This is a genomic window from Bacillus sp. AF23, from assembly GCF_020861455.1.
GTDB classification, from domain to species: domain Bacteria; phylum Bacillota; class Bacilli; order Bacillales; family Bacillaceae; genus Bacillus; species Bacillus halotolerans.
In genome coordinates, this window is record NZ_JAJHVY010000015.1 from 258824 (window position 1) to 283133 (window position 24310).

The window sequence follows — 24310 nt, forward strand, 5'->3', positions numbered from 1 at the left end:
AGATAAAAATCCCCCTTTTAAAGGGGGATTTTATATTTCCTCAGCGCTTTACCAATTCATCAGCGTTTTCTTCGCTGGCTTCATGTTTTTTGCGAAAAGCCTTAAGGAAATTCGCGTTTACTACGCCTCTGTTTGAGTATAGTTTTTCACAAAACTCCAGCATGGCGCTGGACGCTTTAGATTCTGTTAACATCATCATGTGATTGCTGGAATCGACATCCACCAGATGGAATTGAGGGATTTGCCGCTCCCATTCCTCCCAGTAGGCAGTATCATCCAACGGTATTTTTTCATTTGAAATGGTAAAGTAAATGTCCAAGTCGCCAAGGAAAGATCTGCTTTTATTGCGGAAATAAAAACATTTTACCGCTTCAGGATCCACAAGCGGCTGGACAGTGTACGCCTCAAATTCATAAGCATGCTGAGCTTTGACCATTTGGTTAAGCTGAGTCCGTATTCTCTTCTCCGGTTTGTTTAATCCCCGCTTTCTTGCTAAACCAATCAGTTCAGTTAAAAATTCCTCTTCCTCTCTGTCAACATCTACCTCTTCACGGCTGATGAGAACGTCTGTAAGCTTTTCCGACTGAACAATAGATGCCAGCATCGTATTTATCGTTTGAAGCATTGACGTTTTTACAGAAGGCTCATTTTGTTCACGTCCAGGACTGTAAGGGGAATCAATCATGACCATGCTTTTTACAGCAAGGCCCTGGCTTTGCAGCTGGCGTGTTACTTCATATGCGAGCAGTCCGCCTAAGGAATATCCGCCTACATCATAAGGGCCTTCCGGCTGTACGGATCGCATAATGTCTATATAATAGGAAGCCATTTGTTCAATTCCGTGTAAAGGAGCATGATTTGTCATAAAGCCCTTGGCTTGAATGCCGTAAAAAGGACGCTGGCTTTTCTTCGCAAATGGCGTATAGATTTCTACACCGCCTACTCCTCCATGAAACCAAAATACAGGGCGCCCCCGCTTGCCATCGTTTAACGGTATTAATTCCGGAAATGACCGGCTGACAGTCTGGACTGACTGGTCTTGGACTGTATTTTCCCGTTTCATTGCTATCAAGTCCACCATATTCTGCACAGTTTGACACGTTTGCAGCTCTGCCAGGCTGATTGACAGGCCAGCTTCTGCTTGCCATTGCTGCAATAACTGTATACAAACGATAGAATCAAACCCGTAATCTTGTAATGCCTTTTGAGGATTTAATTCTTCAGGTGTCATGCCCAATACATCAGATATCATTTGAATATCGTTTCTTTTGTGAGGGGGAATCTCATCATTTGAAAAAGCAGGTGCTATTTCTGGTGACAGAAAGCCATTCCAGCAATTTCTTTTTTCAAACGGATAGGCGGGCAATGATATTCTCCGCGCACCTTTTCCTTGATGAAGCTGCTCCCATGGAATTTGCACTCCTTTTGCCCAGCAAAACGCGATCTTTTCAAGATGGTTTTCAGACAATAGTGTCTGCATCACGATATCGCCCAATGTTCCCTCAAGTAAGGCACCGATATCTGACATGCCTTCTTCTGAATTTCCGATAAAGCAAGGTACAGTGCTTTTCGGCTTTTCTGCTTTTTCCGCAGCTGTTAAGTACTCTTCCAATCCGAGTACGAGTTCATCCTTACTGCGGATAATCAGGGCCATCCGGTCACTCATCTCTTCTCGTCCGACTTGAAGTGTGTAAGCGTAATTTTGTAAAGACAGTGCTTTTTGCTGTTTTACATAGTCAAGCATCTGTTGAACAACGGCTCTTAGTCTGTCTCGGTTTTTTGCAGAAAGCACCACAATGTGCGGCTCATCTGTATGTTCAATTGCTGGTTCTGTATGAGAAGGAACATATTCTTCTAAGATGATGTGCGCGTTTATTCCTCCAAAACCATAGCTATTAATGCTTGCTCTGCGAGGTATCGTTCTGCCTGCATCATCCTGTATTTCTTCCCATTGCTGGTTCCCGTCAATCATCCGGAAACGCGTTTCCTTTATTGACACCTGATCATTCAATGAATCAAAACCGGGAATACCAGGTATTGTTTTATGCTGCATCGCCATGCTGACTTTCATAAGAGCAGCCATGCCTGAAACCAGTTCTCCATGCCCGATGCTCGGCTTTAAGCTGCTGATGTAACATGGCATTTCTCCTTGCAGTTGGTGCGAATGCTCCGATTCGAGCTGTCTGTATCCCGATTTCAACGCTTCCACTTCTATAGCATCAGCCACTGGCGATGCGATCCCGTGCGCTTCTATATAAGTCACCGTTTTCGGATCTACTTGCGACCCTTGGTAAGCCTTCTTCATCGCATCCTTCATTCCGATCGGATTAGGCGCGTGCAGTGACATTCCCCTGCCGCCATGCGATACACCTGTCCCTTTAATGACAGAATAAATATGATCAGAGTCTTCAATGGCTTTTTGTAAAGGTTTAATGATGAGAACCCCTGCACCTTCACTTCGAACAAATCCATTCGCCTCTGCTTGAAAGGACTTGGCTTTCCCTTCCGCACTCAAATATCCCATTGAATCAAAGCCGCTAAAGCCCTTTGGTGAGAGCAGGAGATTCACAGCGCCAACAATGGCTTGCTCACATTCGCCGTTTCGAATGGATTGAATCGCTCTGTGCAAAGCGACAAGAGCTGAGGAACAGGCAGCCTCATAATATTCACTTGGCCCTTTTACATTCAGTGCATAGGAAATACGGTTTGGCATTAAGGAAGGAATCACAGCCGCATCGGTATTGCCGGCTGCGACAAAAACTCCTGTCGGGCAGCTGGATAAGGCTTGGCCTGTTATACCGGCGTCTTCCATCGCCTTCCACGCATGTGTCAAAAGCAGAAACTCCTGGGGATCCATTGTCGCTGCTTCTTTCGGTGAAATGCCGAAAAACAGCGCGTCAAACTCACCTATGCCTTCTATAAACCCGCCCCATTGGAGGCTTGACTGCTTCCCATCAGTATTTTCGGTATATTTTCGCCAATCCCAGCGTTCTTCCGGCACTTCAGAAATACAATTCCTCCCGTGAATCAGGTTATCCCAAAATTCCGTTACATTGTTTGCTTTTGGAAACTGCCCCGACATGCCGATAATGGCTATGCCGTCTGCCGTTTCTTTTGTTTCATCCGTCTTTCTTTCATAGGTTTGCATTTGCTTTATTTTATTTTCTTTTATATTCTGGGATTTCTGCTGTTGCTTGGTCCCTCCAAGCAATTGAACAAAGGATTTTTCATGTTTTTCGGCAAAAAAATCGGCCAGTTCTTGAAGAGTCGGATATTCAAAAAACAATGTAGGATTTAGCTCAATCTTTGTCTCTGATTCCAGCTCTCTTGTCAACGCAATCAATTGGGAAGAATCGATCCCTAAATCCATGATATGAACTTTTGCAAGAGACAGTTTTGATGGATTGGCCGTCTTGTCAGCCAGTTTATCTGTGAGATAGCTTCGAATACGGTCTCTTATATCGTGTATTTGAACTTCCTGATTTTCCTCTTTGCTTCCTCGATCTGTTAAGCAGAATTGCTTTAAAGAGTAACCTGAATAGCGCAGCACCGTCTCTGACGCTTCATTCATCACGTCTATGTCAAACAGCAGCATTTCACCGGTATTCTTAACGAAAGTAATCAAAAGCCAGCAATCTTCTCTTATTTTATTTTTTGTGAATTGAATATCGTTGATTCCAAATGGCAAGAAATGCCCCTTTATGTCTAATTGTTCTATGAAACTGAGAATTGCCAGGTAAGCACTGTTTGTAATCAATGGGCTGACAGTGTAATGATGCGCATTTGCCATTCCGTTTTGAGACAAACGCACTTTTGCAAGGATTGAATGATTGCCTCTGTACAGATGAGTGATGGTTTTATACAAGTCTCCCCACTCAGCGCCGCCATCGACGGTTTGATACATTTCGTCAGTATGTTCGAGCTCTGTTAACGAACGTTTTACACTTTCGATATTTACTTTTTTTGCTTCAAAATGATCTTTTTGGCATTGCCCGATTGCGGCAGGCTTCCACGTCTCAGATGCCCGCTCACGATACATGATTTGCAAATCGATTGCATGATCTTTCTGAAGAGGATCAGCTTTTACTTCAATTGTTTGCCCTTGGTTTATGACAACAGGATTTAGATAACTTAATTTACTGATACGGCCGCTGTTTTCTTCAGGGAACATTTCAAAAAATGCGTCAATCGCAAGACTTGCATAGGTTGCACCGACGAGCACCCGTTCTTTGTTGAACACATGGCCTTGAACGTAAGGCTCATTGTATGAGAATGTATCTTGTATCAGCGGATGATTAGCCGTTTGCTCATCATGCCTTTTCCCTTCTTCATGAGGCAGGGCACCAAATTGATAGACTGTTTGATGGTCAAATGCATAGTGAGGCAGATTGATCCAGCCAGTTTCATTCCCTTGATGTATATGGTCAAAATGAATCGAAGCCCCCGCAGCCCATTGCTGTGCTGTTAAGCTTGTTTCTTCATGGGCTGACCCTCCATTTGTAGAAATCGCATCTGATTGTAAATCAAAGGATATATAGATACCATCCTGGAGTGAGCTTTCTTTTGTTTTTTGGAAAATCTTTAGTTTTTCAATCAATTCCTGCGTCGACGATACCGAAAATGCAGCCCGATGTTCTAAGTCATGGTTAATCCTGTGCAGTGAGCGTACAACTGCTCCAATAGAAGAAGATGGTTTTTTTTCTAAAAACACTCGCAGTTTTTCAAGATAGCTGAGCAGGCTCCATTTCGTTTTCGCAGAAAAAACGGCCAGATAGTCCTGCTGGTGAGGCACTGGATGTTGCTGCTCAGATGCAGCGCCAATAAATTCTTCTATAATGAGATTCGCATAGGCCCCTCCCGCTCCGAAAGAATTAATCATGCTTCTTCTGGGCAGATGCTTTCCTGTATCGGGATCTTTTAACCGCTGCCACGGCTCCGTTCGTTTTTGCAGATGAAATGCTGTGTTTTCCAGGTTAATATTTGGATTGACAGGGGTGGCATTAATCGTCGGTACAAGCGTCCCATTTTTCATCTGCAACAGAACTTTGGTGAGCTGAGAAATGCCGGAAGCCGCCTCCAAATGTCCAAGATTCGATTTTACAGAGCCTATCGCACAAAACTGTTTCTTATTTGTATACTGATGAAATGCATTAGATAGTGCGATTACTTCAATCGGGTCGCCTAACGCTGAACCATTTGCCGCAGATTCTATATAGCCGATTGTTTCCGGATCAATGCCGGATTGCTGAATGGACTTGGAGATTAATGCAGCTTGCTGCTTCGGGTCTGGCGCTGTATACATCTGCCTTCCTCCGCTATGATTGGCAAAGCTGCTTTTGATGACGGCATAAATATGGTCGTGATCTTCTATCGCCTTAGAGAGCGGTTTTAGCAGGACGGCTCCGACACCTTCACCCGGAATAAGCCCGCTTCCTGTGCCAAAGCTCTTGCTTTGATTTCCGTTCCCTAAAAGATTTGCGCGCTCCAGCGCATCATATTTAGAGAGATTCAGTGTTAAATTGACACCGCCGGCTATTGCCATCGAACAGTTTTTCAGTTTCAAACTCTCACATGCAAGATGGATTGCGTTTAATGAACTGGAGCATGCGGAGCTGACAGCCAGACTTGGTCCTGTCAGGTTAAAAAAATGAGAAACGCGATTTGCAATATGCCAGTCTCCGCCATTAGAGCTCAGCACCGCTTGTTCTAATGAAGGGATATTCCAAAAATACTGATTATACATGTTTCCAACAAAGACACCTACTCCCGTTCCGTTGTCCTGCAGTTCATTTAATCGGTTTTGGGAATAGCCTCCGTCCTCAAATGTTTCCCAGACGGTTTCTAAAAATAAACGAAGTTCCGGTGTCATTTCCATTACTTGATTCTGATCCGCTTCAAAAAGATGATGATCAAACGCATGTATGTCTTTTAAAAATCCGCCGTAGCGCTTCTTATCTGACGATTGTAATGATTCTTTCGACAAAGTGTTTACTAAAGATGTCCGCCATCTTGATTGCGGAGCCTCTGTAATACAATTATCCCCAGCTATTAAATGCTCCCAGAGCTCTTCTACGTTCTCAGACATCGGATAACGTCCGCTTATGCCGATAATTGCAATATCTTCTGTGCCGTAATGATTCGGTGTGGTTCTATGAGAAAGGATTGCCTTTTCGTTTTTCGCTGTTTCGGTTTCTGATTTTGGATTCGCTTTTGCTTGCTGAGTTTTAATTAGCTGCTGGTCTCCGCTAAAACGGCGCGTTTGATATGTAAACGGCTGTTCAGATTTTATTGGCTTCGCTTGAATAGAAGTTTCTTTATTTGCGGGCTGTGATTTTTCTTTCAGCAGTGATGTCCGCAGCTTCCCTTCATGCTCCTTTATCAGAAAATCGACGAGTTCTTTCGTATTGCTGTGTTCAAATAAAATTGTTTTCGGAAGCTCACCCGTCAGTTTTTCTAACTCACGAATAAAATTCACCTGCAAAATAGAATCGATTCCATACTTCTCAAACGTTGTTTCTGCATGTATACGCTCCGGTGAAAGTTTTATCGATTTTGCTAACGTATGTTTCACAAATTGTGTCGTTTGTTCAAGAAGAGAATCCTCATCACTATCCTTCGTTTGAGAATGATGTTCGTCTAGATGGTAATCTATAATTTCTTCTGCTGGTTTTGCTGTTCGCGTTTTTTGACGGACGATTCCGTCACTTTCCGCTGCAATGATCTGCTGGCCGAGCTGATGTGATTGTTCAGCCATAAAGGAAACATAACGAAAGCCCTCACTCTCAAGCACCATTTTCCATGTATCTGGATATAAACCGGGGCAGCCCGGGATACGCAGATCGGGATCTTCATACAGCCACCAGCCCTCTAACAAGCCAAAGGTCAGGTGTGAATATATATTATGGTCATTAATTTCATTCAGAACGAGCAGGCCGTTTTTCTTCAAAACCGCTTTGGCATTTCTCAATGTCTGCCGGATATTTTTCGTCGCATGAAGCACATTTGCAGCGACAACCACATCATATCCGCCCGCTTCTATATATTGTTCAGCCGCCGGCTCTTCCACATTAAATACCTTATACGTCAAATAAGGGTTGTCCGGACCGTATGTTTTTTCCGCATGCAGTAAAAACGCTTTGGAGAGATCTGTATAGCAATATTCTTCTATATGTGACTGATAGGCTTTCATTTTTTGAAAAACCGCAGCGCTTGTACCGCCTGTTCCCGCTCCGATTTCTAGTATACGAATCCTTGCTTCAGGCTCTTGCTTTAGACGCTCCTGCATAAAGGCAGCCAAGGTGTTTGCCAGCACATCGTTAAAATAGTCTGCGACTTGATTGTTTTTATAGATTCCTTCCACTAACTCCATAGATGAGTTCGGAAAAAGGATATCGGTGGCAGATGCCTTGCCGGTCAGAATATCCGGCAAGGCTTTAAGTGCAGTCTCTACTAACACCACCATGGCTTTCATGTTACTGTCTTGAAGCAAGTCTGCTTTTTTTTCATCCCATTCGTTCCACAATTCATTTATGTCCTCTGTTGAGCGGGTTACGGCGAATCCATTTGCCGTTTGTTGAAGAAAACCATGCCGCTCCAAAATCGATAGGCTCTCCTCAAACCATCTGCCATAGAAATTCTGCAGCACCGGCTGGGGGTTATTTTCCTTGAAAAATCCTATGGACTGCAATTGTGCTAACAGCATCTTACAGAGAATGTCTTCTGTGTTTCGCATTGGCGCTTCCCCTCCTATAACAGTTGTTGTATCTTTGTGCTGTCTCCCGGGTGATAGCTTCGCAGTTTCTCAATGGCGGAGCTGTGAGTTTCCGGATACACCTCAATTGTTTCGTCATTCTGTCCTGAGTCATTGTCCGTTCCGCAGTCTGCCATCTTCATCATCACAAGCTGTTTCAGCGGCCCCCCGAGCAGCAGTTCCAACGCTTCCATCGCTTCAGGGGCTTCAATAGAGCCTATGCCCGCCTGCGCCATTCTTCGCTGATAATCAGGTGAGGAAACAACACCAATGCTGCCCCAATAACTCCAATTGATCACAGCTACTGTACAAGGCCATACTTGTGAAAGCCGATGAGCAAAAGCATCCTTAAAGCTGCAGCCGGCAGCATAATTGCTCTGTCCTGAAGCTCTTGCAAATGATTGTACGGAAGAGAAAAACAAAGCAAAGTCCAACGGCTCTTTCTGGAAGACTTGAGCCATTTGCACACTTACATCCACTTTTGCAGAAAGAACATTTCTGAAACGTTCCTCATTCATATTCATCAGGCTTTGGTCTTGCAAAACGATGGCAGAATGAATGATTCCGTTGATTTCCCGATGTATTTCTTTGATAGCTGCATAAGCGCGTTCCAAGTCCTCTCGGTTTGCGGCATCAGCTTCGATATAAAACGGAGCCGGCCCTAAACGCGCAAGTCTGTCCAGCTTGCTTTGAATGGATGCATCTTTTGTTCTTCTGCCAATCCAAACGACATGCGCTTGGTATGTTCGAATCACATATTCGCTCCAAGCTTCTCCAATTCCGCCCGCACCGCCTATGACCACATAAACGCCTCCGTGTTTATACTTGGTATGCACAGGCTGATTGCTGTGTACAGGGATCAGACGCTGTTTGTGCCAGGTTTTGTTTCGACACGCCCAAGTATTTCCCTCTTGGTCGAAAGGCAAGGAAAAGATTTCGGCCACCGGCCAATCTTCATTTCGATCTACATCGATCAGTTTTATCTGCCAATTTGTATATTCTTTTGCCATCGAGCCGATCAGACCGTGAAGACCGGCATCAATTGGATTGACAATGTCATGCTGATCAACACATTGCGTATTCGCTGTCACGACCGTCCAGCTTATCGTCTTTTCTCCATAGCCTAAAGAAAGCATCGCCTTAATGAGCCTGAACAGTTGAATAACGTTTTGGTTTTGGGCTTCAATCATGTCATCACCGATTTCGCACTCCGCAACATGGGAAGGAGAAATCCACACAATATGGTCAAATGCCCCTAATGCATCAAGCTGGTTTGCCAACTGATGAATCGAATCATGCGGCTTGATATGGAGCTCTTTGGCAAGCGGGAACTGTCTTTGTACAGCGTTTCTGCTGTTTTCATCCCCACCTAGAATGACAACACGCTCATCAGCAGACGGAATGATCCTGCTATTTCCCGTTTGCACTTGATCCCATACCGGCGCCATTAGAAGCGCTCCATTAAGAGACGCCTTGCTGTCAGAGCGTTTTATTTTTCCCGGGCGTTGTATGTCTTCTTCTATCACTCTTGAGGAGATGCCCCTGATTCTTACACATACCTGGCCTTGTTCATCACATAGATCAATATCCAGCCGTTGTATTCTGTCCTCGTTTGGACGCGAGGTGACAGAGACCCACATGTTTTCTGTACACGGACTATATACTTCAAGCTCCTGCAGTGCAAAAGGCAATGAAAGCTGTTCGTCTCCGGAATTCAGCTTTAACCCGATCGACGCTTGTAAAGCAGAATCCGTCATACTCGGATGAAGAATAAATTCGTTCAGCGTTTGAGATACACCAGACGGCAGCGAAAGTTCCGCCAACGCTTGATTGCGGCCAATGTAAAGCTGCTGTATTCCTTGAAAACCAAGCCCGTATTCTATGCCGATCGCTTTAAATAACTCATAGCACTGTTCATTTGACAGTGTGTTTTGACTGCATTGTGATTGCAGCGTGCTGATATTATGAGAAGGAATGTTTCCTGCCTCTCTTATCTCAACACTGCCCTGACTGTGTACCTTCCGTGTGTTCTCACCGTCTTCTGTAAAGATTTCAAAAGCAATTTCACCATCGTGCTGAGGATCAAGACTGATATGCACTTGGACAGGCTGACCGTCCGCCACAATCGGCTGTACCCAAACAACATTTTTTATATGAATGACAGATTGATGATCTTTGAGCCCTCGCACTGCCTGCGAAATGGCTGCATGCACCATCTCAAGATACGCGACCCCCGGCATGACCGGCTTTCCCTTCACCTTGTGGTCGTTGAAAAAGAACTCAGCGCCTGTAAAGATTGAGCTGAAACGCTGCTCTGTCAAATCAGAAGTGTTGGTTTGTACTAATGGGTGCAAAACTGCTGTATCAACAGTTTTTGTCGGTGCCTTTTGTGTGATTGCCTCCTCTTTCATATCCGTTATCCAGTAGCGCTCTTTTGCAAATGGATAGGTTGGCAAGCTGATGCGGTTAGGCTGTTTTCCGTTATACATTTTATTCCAATCTATTTTTAATCCTGCTACCCATAATTCAACCAGTTTTGTATAAACTTCGGGTTCCCAGTCATTTTTGAGTGTTTTCTGAATGTCTTCGTCTGACCTGAGTGTCTGTAATATCCCTTTATTCGCCCTGCCTCTATACATGTTGGTCGCATTGGTTTGTCCTTCTATAAAGAGGTACAGTTTCTCCAGCAAATCTTGAACCGAGACAGCGATAATCCCTAATCTCTCCTCCATTGCATCGCGCCCCTCTTGGAGTGTATAAGCAATATCAGTGAGATCACGATCTGAGATTGAATGTTTGCTGATAAAATCCGCCAATTGCTGTGCTTGGTCCTTCAGGCGATCTTCTTCCTTTGCCGACAAGACAAAGATGCCCGGGTTCTGTGATGTCACTGCTGGCGCTTGTTCAGAAGGAGCAGTTTCTTTTGGAATATATTCCTCAATGACCACATGGGCATTGACACCGCCTATGCCAAATGAACTGACTCCGGCTCGGCGAGGCAGCTCCCGTCCGTTTTCATCCCGCAGCGATTTCCATTCTCTAGATTCCCGCACGATATAAAATGGGCTGTCTTCCAACCTGATATACGGATTGATCGTCTCACTGTGCAGACTTTTTACCAGCGTTTTGTGTTTTAGCTGCAACAGGATTTTGATGACACCGGCTACACCGGCTGCGAGCGATAAATGGCCGATGTTTGTCTTCGCTGAACCCAGTCCGCAATGGGTGGCATGAACAGAAGGATCTCCCGTTTTCTCGTACAGTTCTTTAAATGCAGCCTTCAGCCCGTTAATTTCTACCGGATCTCCAAGTTCCGTTCCGGTTCCATGCGCTTCAATATACGTCACAGTTCTCGGATCGATTCCCGCCTTCAAATAAGCGGTTTTTACGACTTCTGCCTGAGCCTTCGGATTAGGCGTCGTCAGAGAATTCGCGCGGCCTCCGTGATTTACCGCACTTCCTTTGATCACACCGTAAATATGATCGCCGTCGCGTTGCGCCGCCTTTAGTTTTTTCAGGAAGAGGATGCCTGCACCTTCACTGACCGCAAATCCATCGGCTTTATCAGAGAACGTTTTGCATTTTCCTTCTTTGCTCAGAGCCCCGGCTTTATCGTAGGCAATGTGGCCTTGCGGTGTGACAACCGTGTTGACGCCTCCCGCGATCGCCATTTCACAGTTTCCAGCTTCAATTGCACAAACTGCATGATGAATGGCGACCAGTGAGCTTGAACATGCCGTGTCAATCGGTTCGCTCGGTCCATGAATGTTCAGAAAATAGCTGACTCTATTCGGTCCGGCAGAAGGACTCATATTAGCAGCTGCAGAGCCTTCGATATCTACATTTGAGAGAAGAGAGCTGTATCCCGTGTTTCCAGTACCGATGAATAAGCCCGTTTTGGTTCCTGATAGGCTTTGGGCTGAATGTCCCGCTTCTTCTATCGCTTTCCAAGCATAGGTCATTAATAGACGCTGCTGAGGCTCCATCTGCTCAGCCTCCAGCGGAGAAATGCCGAAGAACAACGGATCAAAGTCGGCTACTCCATCAATAAAACCGCCCCATTTGACGTTCGTTTTATTTGCTTCTTTTAGCGGGTCTCCGTAGTACTCACGCCAATCCCAGCGGTCTTTTGGAACCTCTGTTATACAATCTGTTCCTTCTTTCAAATTCATCCAGTACTCCTCAACATCCTTTGCTTTTGGGAAAACCCCGCTCATCCCTACAATGGCAATGGGTTCAGGTTCAGGCTCAGGCGCATGCTCGGCTGCCTTCTTCACTGGCAGCTCCTTCGGTTTGCCAAAACGGTTTTCGGTTGAAAACCTGATGTCTTTCATGGCTTTTTCCGCAGGCTGTACAGGCAGATCCTCCTTGACAGGCACTGCAAATTGCGCCGAGAATGTATTTTGATATTCTGCTGATAAATACACGGCAAATGCAGAAACAGTTGCATGCTCAAAGAAAATTGTAGGGGTCAGATCCAGCTTGTATTGTTCATTCAATATATTAGCGAATTCAGTCAAAGTGATTGAATCAAATCCATATTGATTAAACTCCATATCCGGATCAATCTCTTCAGTTTTGATTTTGAGCATTTGAGAGATTGCTTGCTTTAAAATGTCTTGTATTTGGTCCAATAAGCTGTCTTGATCCATTCTTGCTATCTGGGTCACAGGTTCTTGCGCTGGTTTATTCGGAACATCTTCAGAAGGCGGCTTTTGAGACAGCTTTTCTCTCATCATGTCTTTGATACCTTCCATGACAATGACGTTATCTTTACCAAAAGCCAATCCTTTATAAAGTGCCTGAATGCCGGTTTCAGTTCGCATAGCCGTAACGCCCGTATTTTTCATTGTCATTTTTTCAGTTTCTTTATTTACACGCATGCCGCCTTCTTTCCACAGCGGCCAATTGATCGACAATGTTTGGCCGTGTCTGTACATGGCGGTCACAAGCGCATTACGATAAGCGGCATAGCTGTCCATAAATGCATTAGCCATCGCATAATCCGCCTGTCCCGCGCTGCCGGTGACACTAGATATGGAAGAGAAAAGGATAAAGAAATCTAACGCGAGATGCTCGGTTGCCTCATCCACATTTACGAGCCCTTTTACCTTAGGAGCGAGGACCTGCTTAAGTTCTTCATTTGTTTTATTCATGAGATAGTTGTCTTTAAGCAGTCCAGCACTGTGAATCACGCCATGCAAATCGCCATAATCAGCTGTGATCCTTGTGATTAACTCGGACGCAGCCTCCGTTTGAGTCACATCAACCCGTCTGTACTCTGTACGGGCACCTAAACGCTGCAGCTCGCTAAGCTGTGATTGCTGATCAGCGCTAAGCGCGGACCTGCCTGTAAGAATCAAAACAGGCTGTTTGACTTGGCTTGCAATTTCTTTCGCAAAAATAAATCCAAGTCCTCCTGCGCCGCCTGTGATGAGGTACACACCCTTATCCCTCCACGGCAATCTGATTTCACGGTCAGGCGTATGAATTTCATTTAATTCATTGATGTACCGTTTGCCTTTTTCATATTTAATGCGCTGATCTCCTGTGTTTCTTTTATTCTCTTGGACTATGTCTGCGATCCTATTCATAGTTTCGTTTGTATCGATTTCAATCGTCTGGCCGATCAGCTTTGTATTCTCCAGCCCGGCCGTTTTAAGGAGCGCCGAAAGTCCTGAGAAAGAGTAATGCTTTCTTTGCGCGGAGGTAAGCATTTGGATCAGAACATGGCCTTGCGGCTTGCTTTTGAGGATACTCTGTATCGTCTCAAGCGCTTGTTCGGCATAATCTTGGAATCGCTCTGCCAGACCCTCCCGGTAAGACTCCAATACTATACATTCCGCTCCTTTGAGCTTTGATTCAATGCTGTCTTTTGAGAGTCCGTTCATTTCACAAAGCATGATAATATGCCGTTCATATTCTGGTTCCGGACCTTCTTTGTCGATCTCCCTAGACATCCATTTTTCCTCAAACATCAAAGTTTCCATCGTTTGGTCAGACTCTGCTGATCTAGGATCGCTTTCTGCCGCTCTGAAAGACAAACCTTTTAACCGTACGCAAACATTGCCGTTCTCATCTAAGATATCAATATCCCGCTTTTGCACCTTATCAGTCGATTTGCTGCCTTCACTGTATCTGGCGTATACCCACATGTTCGAGGAACATGTCCCGAAGACTTCAAGCTCTTGTACCGCAAAAGGCAGCGTCAGCCGGTTATCTCCTGCGCCTGTCAAAATGCTGGATGCCTGTAAAGCGGAGTCCATCAGACCCGGATGCATGCTGAATTGGCTAATTGTATCTAAAACAGAAGGATGCAATGACAATCTTGCCAATACAAAATGTTCAGCTGTATAAATCTTTTCTACACCGCGATAAGCTGGACCGTAGTCAAAACCAATCATTTTATAGGTGTCGTATACTTCGTTTACGGAGAAATGAGTTTGCTGACACTTATTTCGCAGGGATGCTAAATCAATGACCGGCGTATCCGCAGCAGGATGTAATTCAGCTCCGCCTTGACTGTATACAATTGGTTTGTCACCGGCTGTTTCCGGGTTGCCGTAGATTTCATACGTAATGTCACCATGCTCCTCCGGAAAAAGCCTGATGTGTACTTGCAGCGGCTGCTCCCCGACTACAATCGGCCGCACCCACACTGTGTTTTTGAGCGTAATGCGATACTGACCGTTTTGTACATCTGCAGCCTGCTCAATGGCAGCTCGCGCCATTTCAAGATGGGCCACTCCCGGCAAGATCCGTTGGCCTTTGACAACATGATCTGCAAGGAAAAACTCTTCACCCGTATAGATTGAGCTAAACCGCTGTTCCGAGAGATTCGAAGTGTTTTGATGCATTAATGGATGTAACACAGATGCGCTGATGTGAGCTGCTTTTTTGTCGGCTTTAACGCTTCCCCTTTTTGCGACATAATCAGAAATCCAGTAACGGTCTTTCGCAAACGGATATGTCGGCAAGCTGATGCGATGCGGCTCATTCTCGCCATACAGCTTCGCCCAGTCCACATCAAGCCCTTTCACCCATAATTCCAGCAGTTTTGCATACTTTCCGCGCTTCATCCATTTTTCAACCGCTTCTTGAATTTCTTCATCTTCCGTCAGCATTTGCAGCGTTCCTTTATCAATCCGCCCTCTATATACATCCTCCACATTATTTTTGCCGGCTGCATAGTCTTTTAGCTTGTCTTGCAAATCCTCAATTGACCCGGAAATGATCCCCAGCCGTTCTTCCATCGCGTCTCGCCCGGCTTGCAGCGTATAAGCAATATTTGCGAGATCTTCGTTTTTGTAAATATGCTGGTCTAACGCTTCAGCCAGCTGCTGTGCGTATTCTTTCAGTCTTGCTTCATTTTTAGCGGATAGGACGAAAATACCTGGATGTTCAGAAGTGATCGACGGTATGCTGCCAGCGTCCGCCTTCGGAATATATTCCTCGATGAGCACGTGGGCATTTACCCCGCCGATACCAAATGAACTGACGCCTGCACGGCGAGGCAGATCCTGCCCCTGCTCATTCTGTAGCGCTTTCCATTCTTCTGTTTCCCGAACGATATAAAATGGGCTGTTTTCAAGCTGAATATACGGATTGACAGTCTCGCAATGGAGACTTTTCACTAAGGTTTTGTGTTTAAGCTGCATTAAAATTTTAATAATTCCTGCTGCACCGGCTGCAAGCGATAAATGACCGATGTTTGTCTTCGCTGAACCGAGGCCGCAATAATGATTGGCAGAAGTGTCTCCTTCTTTTACACCCAGCCCTTTAAAAGCCGCTTTCAATCCGTTAATTTCAACAGGATCTCCCAGCTCCGTACCTGTTCCGTGCGCCTCAATGTACGTCACCGTTTTGGGATCGATTCCCGCCTTTTGGAATGCCGTTTGAATGACTTCCGCCTGGGCCTTCGGATTAGGCGTCGTTAAAGACGCCGCACGCCCTCCATGGTTCACTGCGCTTCCTTTTATCACTCCATAAATATGGTCTCCCGCTTCCTCGGCCGCTTTTAACTTCTTCAGAAACAGTATGCCGGCTCCTTCCCCATGAGCAAAACCATCAGCTCGATTTGAGAACGTCTTGCATTTGCCTTCTTTGCTCAGGGCACCCGCTTTATCAAAGCTGATATACACCTCAGGCAGAATAATCGTATTAACGCCGCCGGCTAATGCCATGTCACAAGTGCCTTCCTCGATTGAGGAAATGGCGTGATGGATCGCTACCAATGAACTGGAGCACGCCGTATCAATAGGTTCACTCGGCCCATGCAGATTAAGGAAATAACTGACTCGATTCGGACCGACTGACGGGCTCGTGTTAGCTGCCGCTGACCCTTCTATTGCCGAGTTCGCTTTAGATAAAAGAGAACTGTATCCTGTATTACCCGTTCCGATGAATACGCCTGTTTTCGTGCCTGACAGACTTTTTGCCGAATACCCTGCATCTTCAATCGCTTTCCATGCGTAAGTCAATAATAAGCGTTGCTGCGGCTCCATTTGTTCAGCTTCACGCGGGGAAATGCCAAAGAATAATGGGTCGAATTCCGCAATGCCGTCAATAAAACCTCCCCATCTTACATTCGTTTTATTGGCTTCCTTCGCAGGGTCCCCTTCATATTCGCGCCAATCCCAGCGGTCTTTCGGAATTTCCGTCATGCAGTCCTTGCCTTCTTTTAAGTTCTTCCAGTAGGCATCCACATCTTTTGCCATAGGAAAAATGCCGCTTATTCCGACGATTGCGATTGGCTCGGGCCCGGATTCACTCTGTATGGTTGCCGGATGCATAACCGGCTGCTTTCGGCGTCTTTTTGAGGTGCCATGTATGGTTTTATCCTGTTCAAATGCAGGCTGAGCCTGAACCTTAGACCTGGTGCGTACAGCAAATGTTTTCGCAAATACCGCTTGATATTCTTCTGACAAATGCTTGCCGAACTCATGGATCGTCGGATGGTCAAAAAAGACGGTTGGCGTCAGCGCCAGTTTATATGCCCGATTGATATGGTTGGTGAATTCCGTCATAGAAATGGAGTCAAACCCATACACCGTCATTTCAGCATGGTCATCAATCGTTTCAAATGGAACCTTTAATAGCTTGGCGACCTCCCGCTTTAACATCGCCTTTACTTTATCCAGCAAATTCCCTGTGTCAATGCTCTTTGCCGGTTCAGTCATGCTTTCTGTTTCCCTCTTTTCAATAGGTGCTGAGGCGGTTTTTGACAGCATGTTTTGTTTTATCTTCTGAACGTTTCCTTCCATCACCATGACCTGGCTTGCCTCACTATTGAACGCTTGATAAAAAGCCTGTATGCCTTGTTTTGCTTCCAGAGGAACAATTCCGGCCAGCTGCACAAGTCTTTTCTCCGTTTCACGATCGACCTCCATGCCGCCCTCTTTCCATAATGGCCAGTTTACAGAAAGCGTTTTGCCATGCCGCTGACCGTGTTCGGCTAGCGTACTGCGGTATCCGGCATATATATCCATAAATACATTGGCTGCCGCATAGTCAGCCTGACCAATGCTGCCTAAACTTCCCGAAAGAGATGAAAAGAGAATGAAAACATCCAATGCCAAATCCTTGCTGGCTTCATCCAGGTGAACGATTCCTTTTACTTTAGGCGCCAGCACGTCATGCAAATCTTCTGCTGATTTCTTGGCCAAATAGCTATCTTTAATAATTCCCGCGCTATGAAGAATGCCATCAAGACGGCCATGTTCTTTCTGGATATTGTTCATTAACTGGTACACTGCGATTTTATCGGCAACATCCATTTGCTGATAGGTGATCTCGGCCCCTATGGCGCGAAGCTCTTCAATCTTCCCTCTTTTATTATCATTCAGAGGTGAACGGCCCGTCAGAACGACTGTCGCATTTTTCGTTTGTTCAGCAATTTCTTTTGCGAACATAAGGCCTAAGCCACCGGCACCGCCTGTGATGAGATAAACGCCGCCGTCTTTCCACGGCATGCTGATGTTACGGCTTGCCGCTTTCATTTCACTCCAATCCGCAATAAATCGTGTGCCGTTTTGATATCTGATATGGGTGCCGCTGCTTATTTGATTTTCTTTCAGTTTGCGGGCGATGCTTTCCCCGCTTTCTTCACTGCTGATTTCAATCATTTGTCCGGTCAGCTTAGCCGTTTCTAATTCGGCCGTTTTCAGCAGCCCGGTCAATCCAGAAAACAATCGCTGCTCGCCTTCTGCGGAGGTCACGATCTGAATCAGAATATCTCCTTTCGGTTTCTCGCGAATCAGCGCTTGCACTTTTCTAAACACCTGTTCCGTATACGAATGAAAACGCCCATCCACTGAAGCAGGCCTTGCTTCCAGGATGAAGACATGGACATGCTCCATTTCTGCTTCGATCTTTTTTCTTATATCCTGATCACATTCACAGAGGAACACGAGATGCTCTGCATATTCTTTATCCGCTTTTCCGCCAGCCTTTTGTTCTTTCCAAACGGGCTGAAGCAATAAGGTTTCTGAATGTGATGATTCTGTTTGTATGTCAGCCTCCATCACTCTCGTCGAAAACCCCTTCATCCGTATACAAACGCTGCCATGCTCATCGCATAGGTCAATATCAACTTTCTGTATCAGATCGCCAGGTTTATTTTTTGAATTAAATTGAACATAAACCCACATATCAGAAACGCATTCATGAAAGACTTCAAGCTCCTCTAAAGCAAATGGCAGTGCAGCTTTAAAGTCTTCACTGTCAGAAAGCTCCGCCCTGGTGACGTTTTGCAGATATTCAGCCGCCTGGAACGCCCCATCCAATAAACTTGGATGAAGAGCATAATCGGCTGCTGTATGAGAGACAGATCCCGGCAGCGATAATTTGGCGAGCAGCTGGCCGTCTCCTTTATAAACGGTCTCCACACTCTTGTATCCGGGACCGTAATCGGCTCCGATCATGCCTTCATAAAATAAGGAGTTGTCCATGAAGCCTTGATTACATTGATTCTTTATCGCCTCTAGATCCAATACCTCCGCATGCTTTGGCTGAAATAATTCCGCTATGCCCTGGTTATATACAATTGGGTCTGCGTCAGCGGATTCCGGTTCACCATACATCCGATAAAGAATATGTCCGCCGTCTTCATCATAGAGCCCGATGTTTACTGTAACCGGCTCATCTCCCGCTACAACCGGACGTATCCAAACCACATGTTTCAGGCGGATTCCGGATTCCTCATCATCTAAACCACCAATTCCTTGCTCTATAGCGGCTCTTGCCATTTCAAGCGTGACAGCTGCAGGCAAAATCGCCATCCCTTTAATGATATGCTCAGCAATAAAATACTCCTGTCCTGTGAAGCAGGAGCTGAACCGCTGCTCCGATAAAACAGATGTATTCTGGTGCACCAAAGGATGCAAGCGTGGTTCAGCTGTTTTACGATTGCCCGTGCTGATGTCAGGCCAGTACCGTTCTTCAGCAAAAGGATATGTCGGCAGACTCATGCGGCGCGGCTTCGCATTCGGGTAAAGATGGCGCCATTCAACCTGATAACCTTTAGCCCACACTTCGGCAAGCTTCTTCAGTTTGCCTTTGGACATCCATGAAGCAACCAGTTCTTCCGTTTCCTCATCCCCAAGCAAGAGATCAGCGGATTTCACTCGCGTTTTTTCTCCTTGAATACAGCCTTCTGTCAACGGTTGTCCATTCACAAAACGCTCCAGCTGCAGCTTCCATTCTTCCAAATCGCTCGCCATAAAAATAACTCTTGTGTCCATCGCCTCCCGGCCGATCTGGAAGGTGTATGCCAAATCCCTTAAAGAGTGTTGTGTCAGATCATTTTGACTGACAAATGTCAGCAATTCCTTTACATATGCTTGCAGCCGCTCCCTGTTCTTTGCCGATACCGGAATGAGGTACGGAGGATTTCCTTCGTTATCCGCTCTTGTATCTTGGGCATTTTCATATTGTTCGAATATGGCATGAGCGTTCGTTCCGCCAAGCCCAAACGAGCTCAGCGCTGCCCGATGTACACCTTGATTTTTCTGTAATAATTTTCGTTCGCGGACAACATAAAATGGAGAGCTGTCAAAGTGAATATTAGGATTCGGCTCCTGGCAGTTGATAGTTGGCGCAAGTTCGTTATGAGATAAGCTCATGGCAACCTTAATGCAGCCGGCTAACCCTGCGGCAGTATCCAAATGTCCGATATTGGTTTTCACCGAACCGATTCCGCAAAATTGTGTTTTGTCCGTGTATTGCCTGTACACTTTGTTTAAGGCAGAAATTTCAATAGGGTCGCCTAATTTAGTCCCTGTACCGTGTGCTTCAATGTAGCTGATCGTTTCAGGATGGATATCTGTTTCGTCCAATACGCTCTGTATGACCTCTGTTTGGCCTTTTACGCTAGGTGCATAAAAGCCGGCCTTATCAGCTCCGTCATTATTGATTCCTATTCCGCGCATGATGGCGTAAATATGGTCTCCGTCTCTTACCGCATCCACAGCTTTTTTCAATAGGACGACAGCTACACCTTCTCCTCCAGCCATTCCGTCAGCTGCGGCGTCAAATGCCTTAACATGCCCGTCACTTGAAAAATTCAATCCGTTTTGATGCACATAGCCTATTCCTGACTGCGCGTGCAAGGTGGCGCCTCCAACAAGCGCGTATTCAGATTCACCAGCTGTTAGGCTTTTGTACGCTTGATACAAACCTACTAGTGAAGAAGAACAATTGGAATGAACAAAGTAGCTTGGCCCCTTTAATCCGAGCTTGTGCGAGATCATCGTCGGGATCGTTCCGCTTTGGGCTAATACCCATGAGACATAGCCATCCGGAGATTCATGTCCTTCTGTTCTCTCCTTCGGCAATAACGTTCTGTAGGAATTGTTGCTCGCAGACATATATACACTTGTTTCCGGAATCTCTTTTGCCACATAGCCCGCATCCTCAATTGCTTTCCATGAATGCAGCAATAAGAGACGAAGCTGAGGGTCCATAAACTCAGCATCTTTAGGAGAGATTTGAAAGAAACCTGGGTCAAACAAATCTTTTCCCTCAATCACAGATTGCACAGGAACGTAATCAGGATGTTGAATTAATTCTTCAGGCACTCCATATTCTCGCAGTTCTTCTTTTGAAAAAAATTGAATACTTTCCTTGCCTTCTTTGATTTGATTCCAGAACTCATGATGATTTTTTGCACCTGGAAACTGGCAGGAGATTCCCACAATGGCAATACTGTCTTCAAAATACGGCGGCAGCGCTTGCTGTTCCGTCTGTTCCGTTTGTTTCACCCTCTTCACATTCTGCTTGCTTTCATTTTGAGGTATGTCCGCCGCATCTGTGTTTTTCATTTCAATAATGTATTGGCTGATGGCCCTGATATTGGCGTACTCGAACAGCTCCGTTACACTGAATTCACAGTCAAATTCTTTTTGGATTCGTTCCGCCACGGCCACGGAAAGAAGTGAATCGCCTCCCACATCGAAAAATCCGTCCTCTGGCCCAAAACCGCTGACTTTCAGCATATCCTCCCAAATGAGCTGCACTTTTCCCTCTACTTCTGATAACTGTAAATGTTGTGTTTTTAAATGATTTAAAATGACCTTCCGATGTTCCAATTCCTTGCGGTTCACTTTCCCGCTTGGTGTTAATGGCAGTTCATCCAGGCGGATAAAGTGCGCAGGTATCATATATTCCGGCAGGCTGGATTTCAGGCAGCGTCGCAAATCGTTTGGATCGATAGGCGGATGTCCAATTTGCTCCGTATAATATGCAGCCAGCTTTTTATGTCCTTCCAGCTGCTTGACTACTACTGCCTGATCTAAAATGCCCGGATATTCACTCAGTTTCGTTTCTATTGCACCTAATTCAATTCGGAAACCTCGGATTTTAACCTGGCTGTCAATGCGGCCTAAATATTCAATATTCCCGTCAGGCAGCCATCTTGCTGAATCACCGGATTTATAAAGCTTGGTCCCAGCTTCAAACGGATTGTCAATAAATGTTTCCGCTGTCAGGCCAGGCTGGTTATAATAGCCCCTTGCCAATCCGTCGCCTGCGATACAAAGCTCACCAGGTTTTCCGATCGGAACAGGCTTTAAATGCTGGTCCACGATATAAATCTTCGTATTGGATACAGGCTTGCCGATTGGCGTATGATGACTGGCGATATCTCCTGTTCCGCATCCGAAATAAGTCGCGTAAATGGAGGCTTCTGTTGGTCCGTAAATATTTTCAACACGGCAGTTTTTAAAGATGGATACTGCCTTTTTCACCAATTCCTTAGGAAAGGCTTCTCCTGCAACCATCATGTATTTGATTGGTCCTTCTTCAGTAAATTTCCTGTTGTCTTTTGCCGTTTCTAAAAATACATGCAGCATGGCAGGGACAAAATTAACATGGGTCACATGATATTTTTCAATCACATCCATGCACAGCTGCGGTGATTTCTCTCCATCTGGCGGAAGAATAATAAGGCGGCCATTTCCGATAAACCAGCCGAATATTTCCGATATGGATACGTCGAAAACATAGTTCGTCTTTAATAAATAAGCGTCCTCAGCAGTGACAGGATACTGGGATTCAAGAAAATTCAGCGTATTCATAATGCTCTGATGCTCTACCATGACTCCTTTAGGCTGTCCCGTACTGCCCGAGGTGTAAATAATATATGCGAGATGATGGGGTTTGACTTCTCGTTTCAATTCACTTTTTTGTTGAGCAGTATCCGTTTGACTGCAAGCCAAATCGATATTGATGACTTTTACATGGTCATCAGTTAATTTGTTTACTTTGTCATGAGCTTTAGATTGTGTAAGGACAATGGACGCTTCACTGTCTTTGAGCATGTACGCTAATCGTTCTGGAGGGAAGTTCGGATCTAGAGGCACATACGCCCCGCCGGCTTTCAGAATCCCTAAAATTCCGATCAGCATATCAAACGAACGCTCTGCACAAATCCCTACCGGTCGTTCCGGTCCAGCCCCCTGTGCTTGAAGGTAAATGGCCAGCGATGTGCTTTTTTGATCTAATTCCTTATATGTAAGAGTCTCCTCTTCGAATACGACCGCTATCGCATCGGGTGTTTTTTTCGCTTTTTCCTCAAAAATCTCATGTATGCACTTGTCTTTGGAGTCATTTGTCTTTGTCGCATTCCATTGCTCGAACAAGCTGATTTGTTCCTGATCTAGCTGTAAAGAGTATGTTTCAAGTGATAAAGACGGATCGTTAATGATGTTCTCAGTGAGTTTGATGTAGTTCTCCATCATTCTTTCAATGGAAGATAATTCATATATATCAGGGTTATACAGAAGATGAAGCACTGTTTCGTTTTCTTGTTCATACACTTCCAGCGCCAGCTCGAATTCCCCTTCTTGCCGAATGTCCTCGATATATTTGATGCCAAGAGCTTGATATTGCTCCAGCATTTTTTGTAAGCCTGCTGTCTGAAAGAAATTCTGGTAGAGAAAGGCTGTTTGAAAAATCGGAGAATCTGCTGCTGAGCGGTCTACATTCAGTTCTCTTACCAGTGCCGGAAACGGGTATGCCGCATGGTCAAGTCCGTCTGCCACTGTCAGCTGCAGGTCTCGAAGGAACTCTTGACATGTTTGGGTTCCTATCTCTTTACTCCGAACAGCCATCATATTAATAAAGTACCCAATGATCGATTCAAAACCGTCTTCAGGCCGCCCCATTGTCGGGACTCCGACAATGATGTCCTTTTGTTTTGTATAGTGATGCAGCAGCACTTTATAAATACAAAGATACACAACAGATTCGTTCACATCATGAGAACGGGCTAACGACTTTATTTGCTTGCTCAGGCTATGAGGGAGCAAGCTTTTGTAAGCTTGCCCCTTATATTTTTGTGCTGAAGGACGGGGACGGTCGGCCGGCAGCTCAAGAATAGGCAGCGTTCCGGACAGCTGCTCTTTCCAATAAGCAAGGTGCTCAGCCCCTTCTCTAGCGCCCAGCATACGATTTTCCCAGTCAACAAAGTCAGGATAATCGGCCGGTAAAGTCTGCAGCACCAGCTCTTCGCCTCGCAGCAATTGTTGATACGCCTCTAAAAGCGTCGATATAAATGTCAGCATTGACACACCGTCAAATATAATATGATGAACCGTGATAAGCACAATGCATGCCTCATTTGACTGATGAAACAGATATGTGCGCATTAACGGACCTGTTTCCAGATGAAAAGGTTCTTTAGCTTTTTCTTTTAGGCAGGGCAATACCTCAGCTGAATGCATAGCTGAGATATCCGCTTCCTCAAAATGAAGAGCCTGCGACAGCTGAACCGTTTGATATGGAATGCCATTTTCCTCTTGAATCACACTCGTTAAAACAGGATATTGTTTCTGTACAAACAGAAGGGCTTGCTTGAACGTCTCGACATGTAATTTTTTGCTGACGCGAAAGCATAAAGGAATATTATATGCGCCCATATCAGGAGACATTTTTTGAAGCATCCATAACCCTTTTTGACCTTCTGAAAGCGGGCTTTCCAACTGACGCTTCATGCTTTGAAGATGTTCTTCTACCTCAGTAATCGTTAATTCTCCTGATCTGTAGGCATCGAGAATTTCTTTA

2 protein-coding genes are annotated in these 24310 nt (G+C 45.4%); both read right to left on the reverse strand.

The window, feature by feature from the left end; translation table 11 throughout:
* Window positions 1-40 precede the first annotated feature (40 nt).
* On the reverse strand, window positions 41-7732 hold the full coding sequence (locus tag LNN34_RS06855; RefSeq protein WP_229043024.1) for a beta-ketoacyl synthase N-terminal-like domain-containing protein: 7692 nt from the start codon (window positions 7730-7732) through the stop codon (window positions 41-43).
* Between the two features lie 14 nt (window positions 7733-7746).
* The gene (locus LNN34_RS06860) at window positions 7747-24240 is read right to left on the reverse strand and encodes a non-ribosomal peptide synthetase (protein WP_229043070.1); all 16494 of its coding nucleotides are present in this window, start codon (window positions 24238-24240) and stop codon (window positions 7747-7749) included.
* Window positions 24241-24310: the final 70 nt, after the last annotated feature.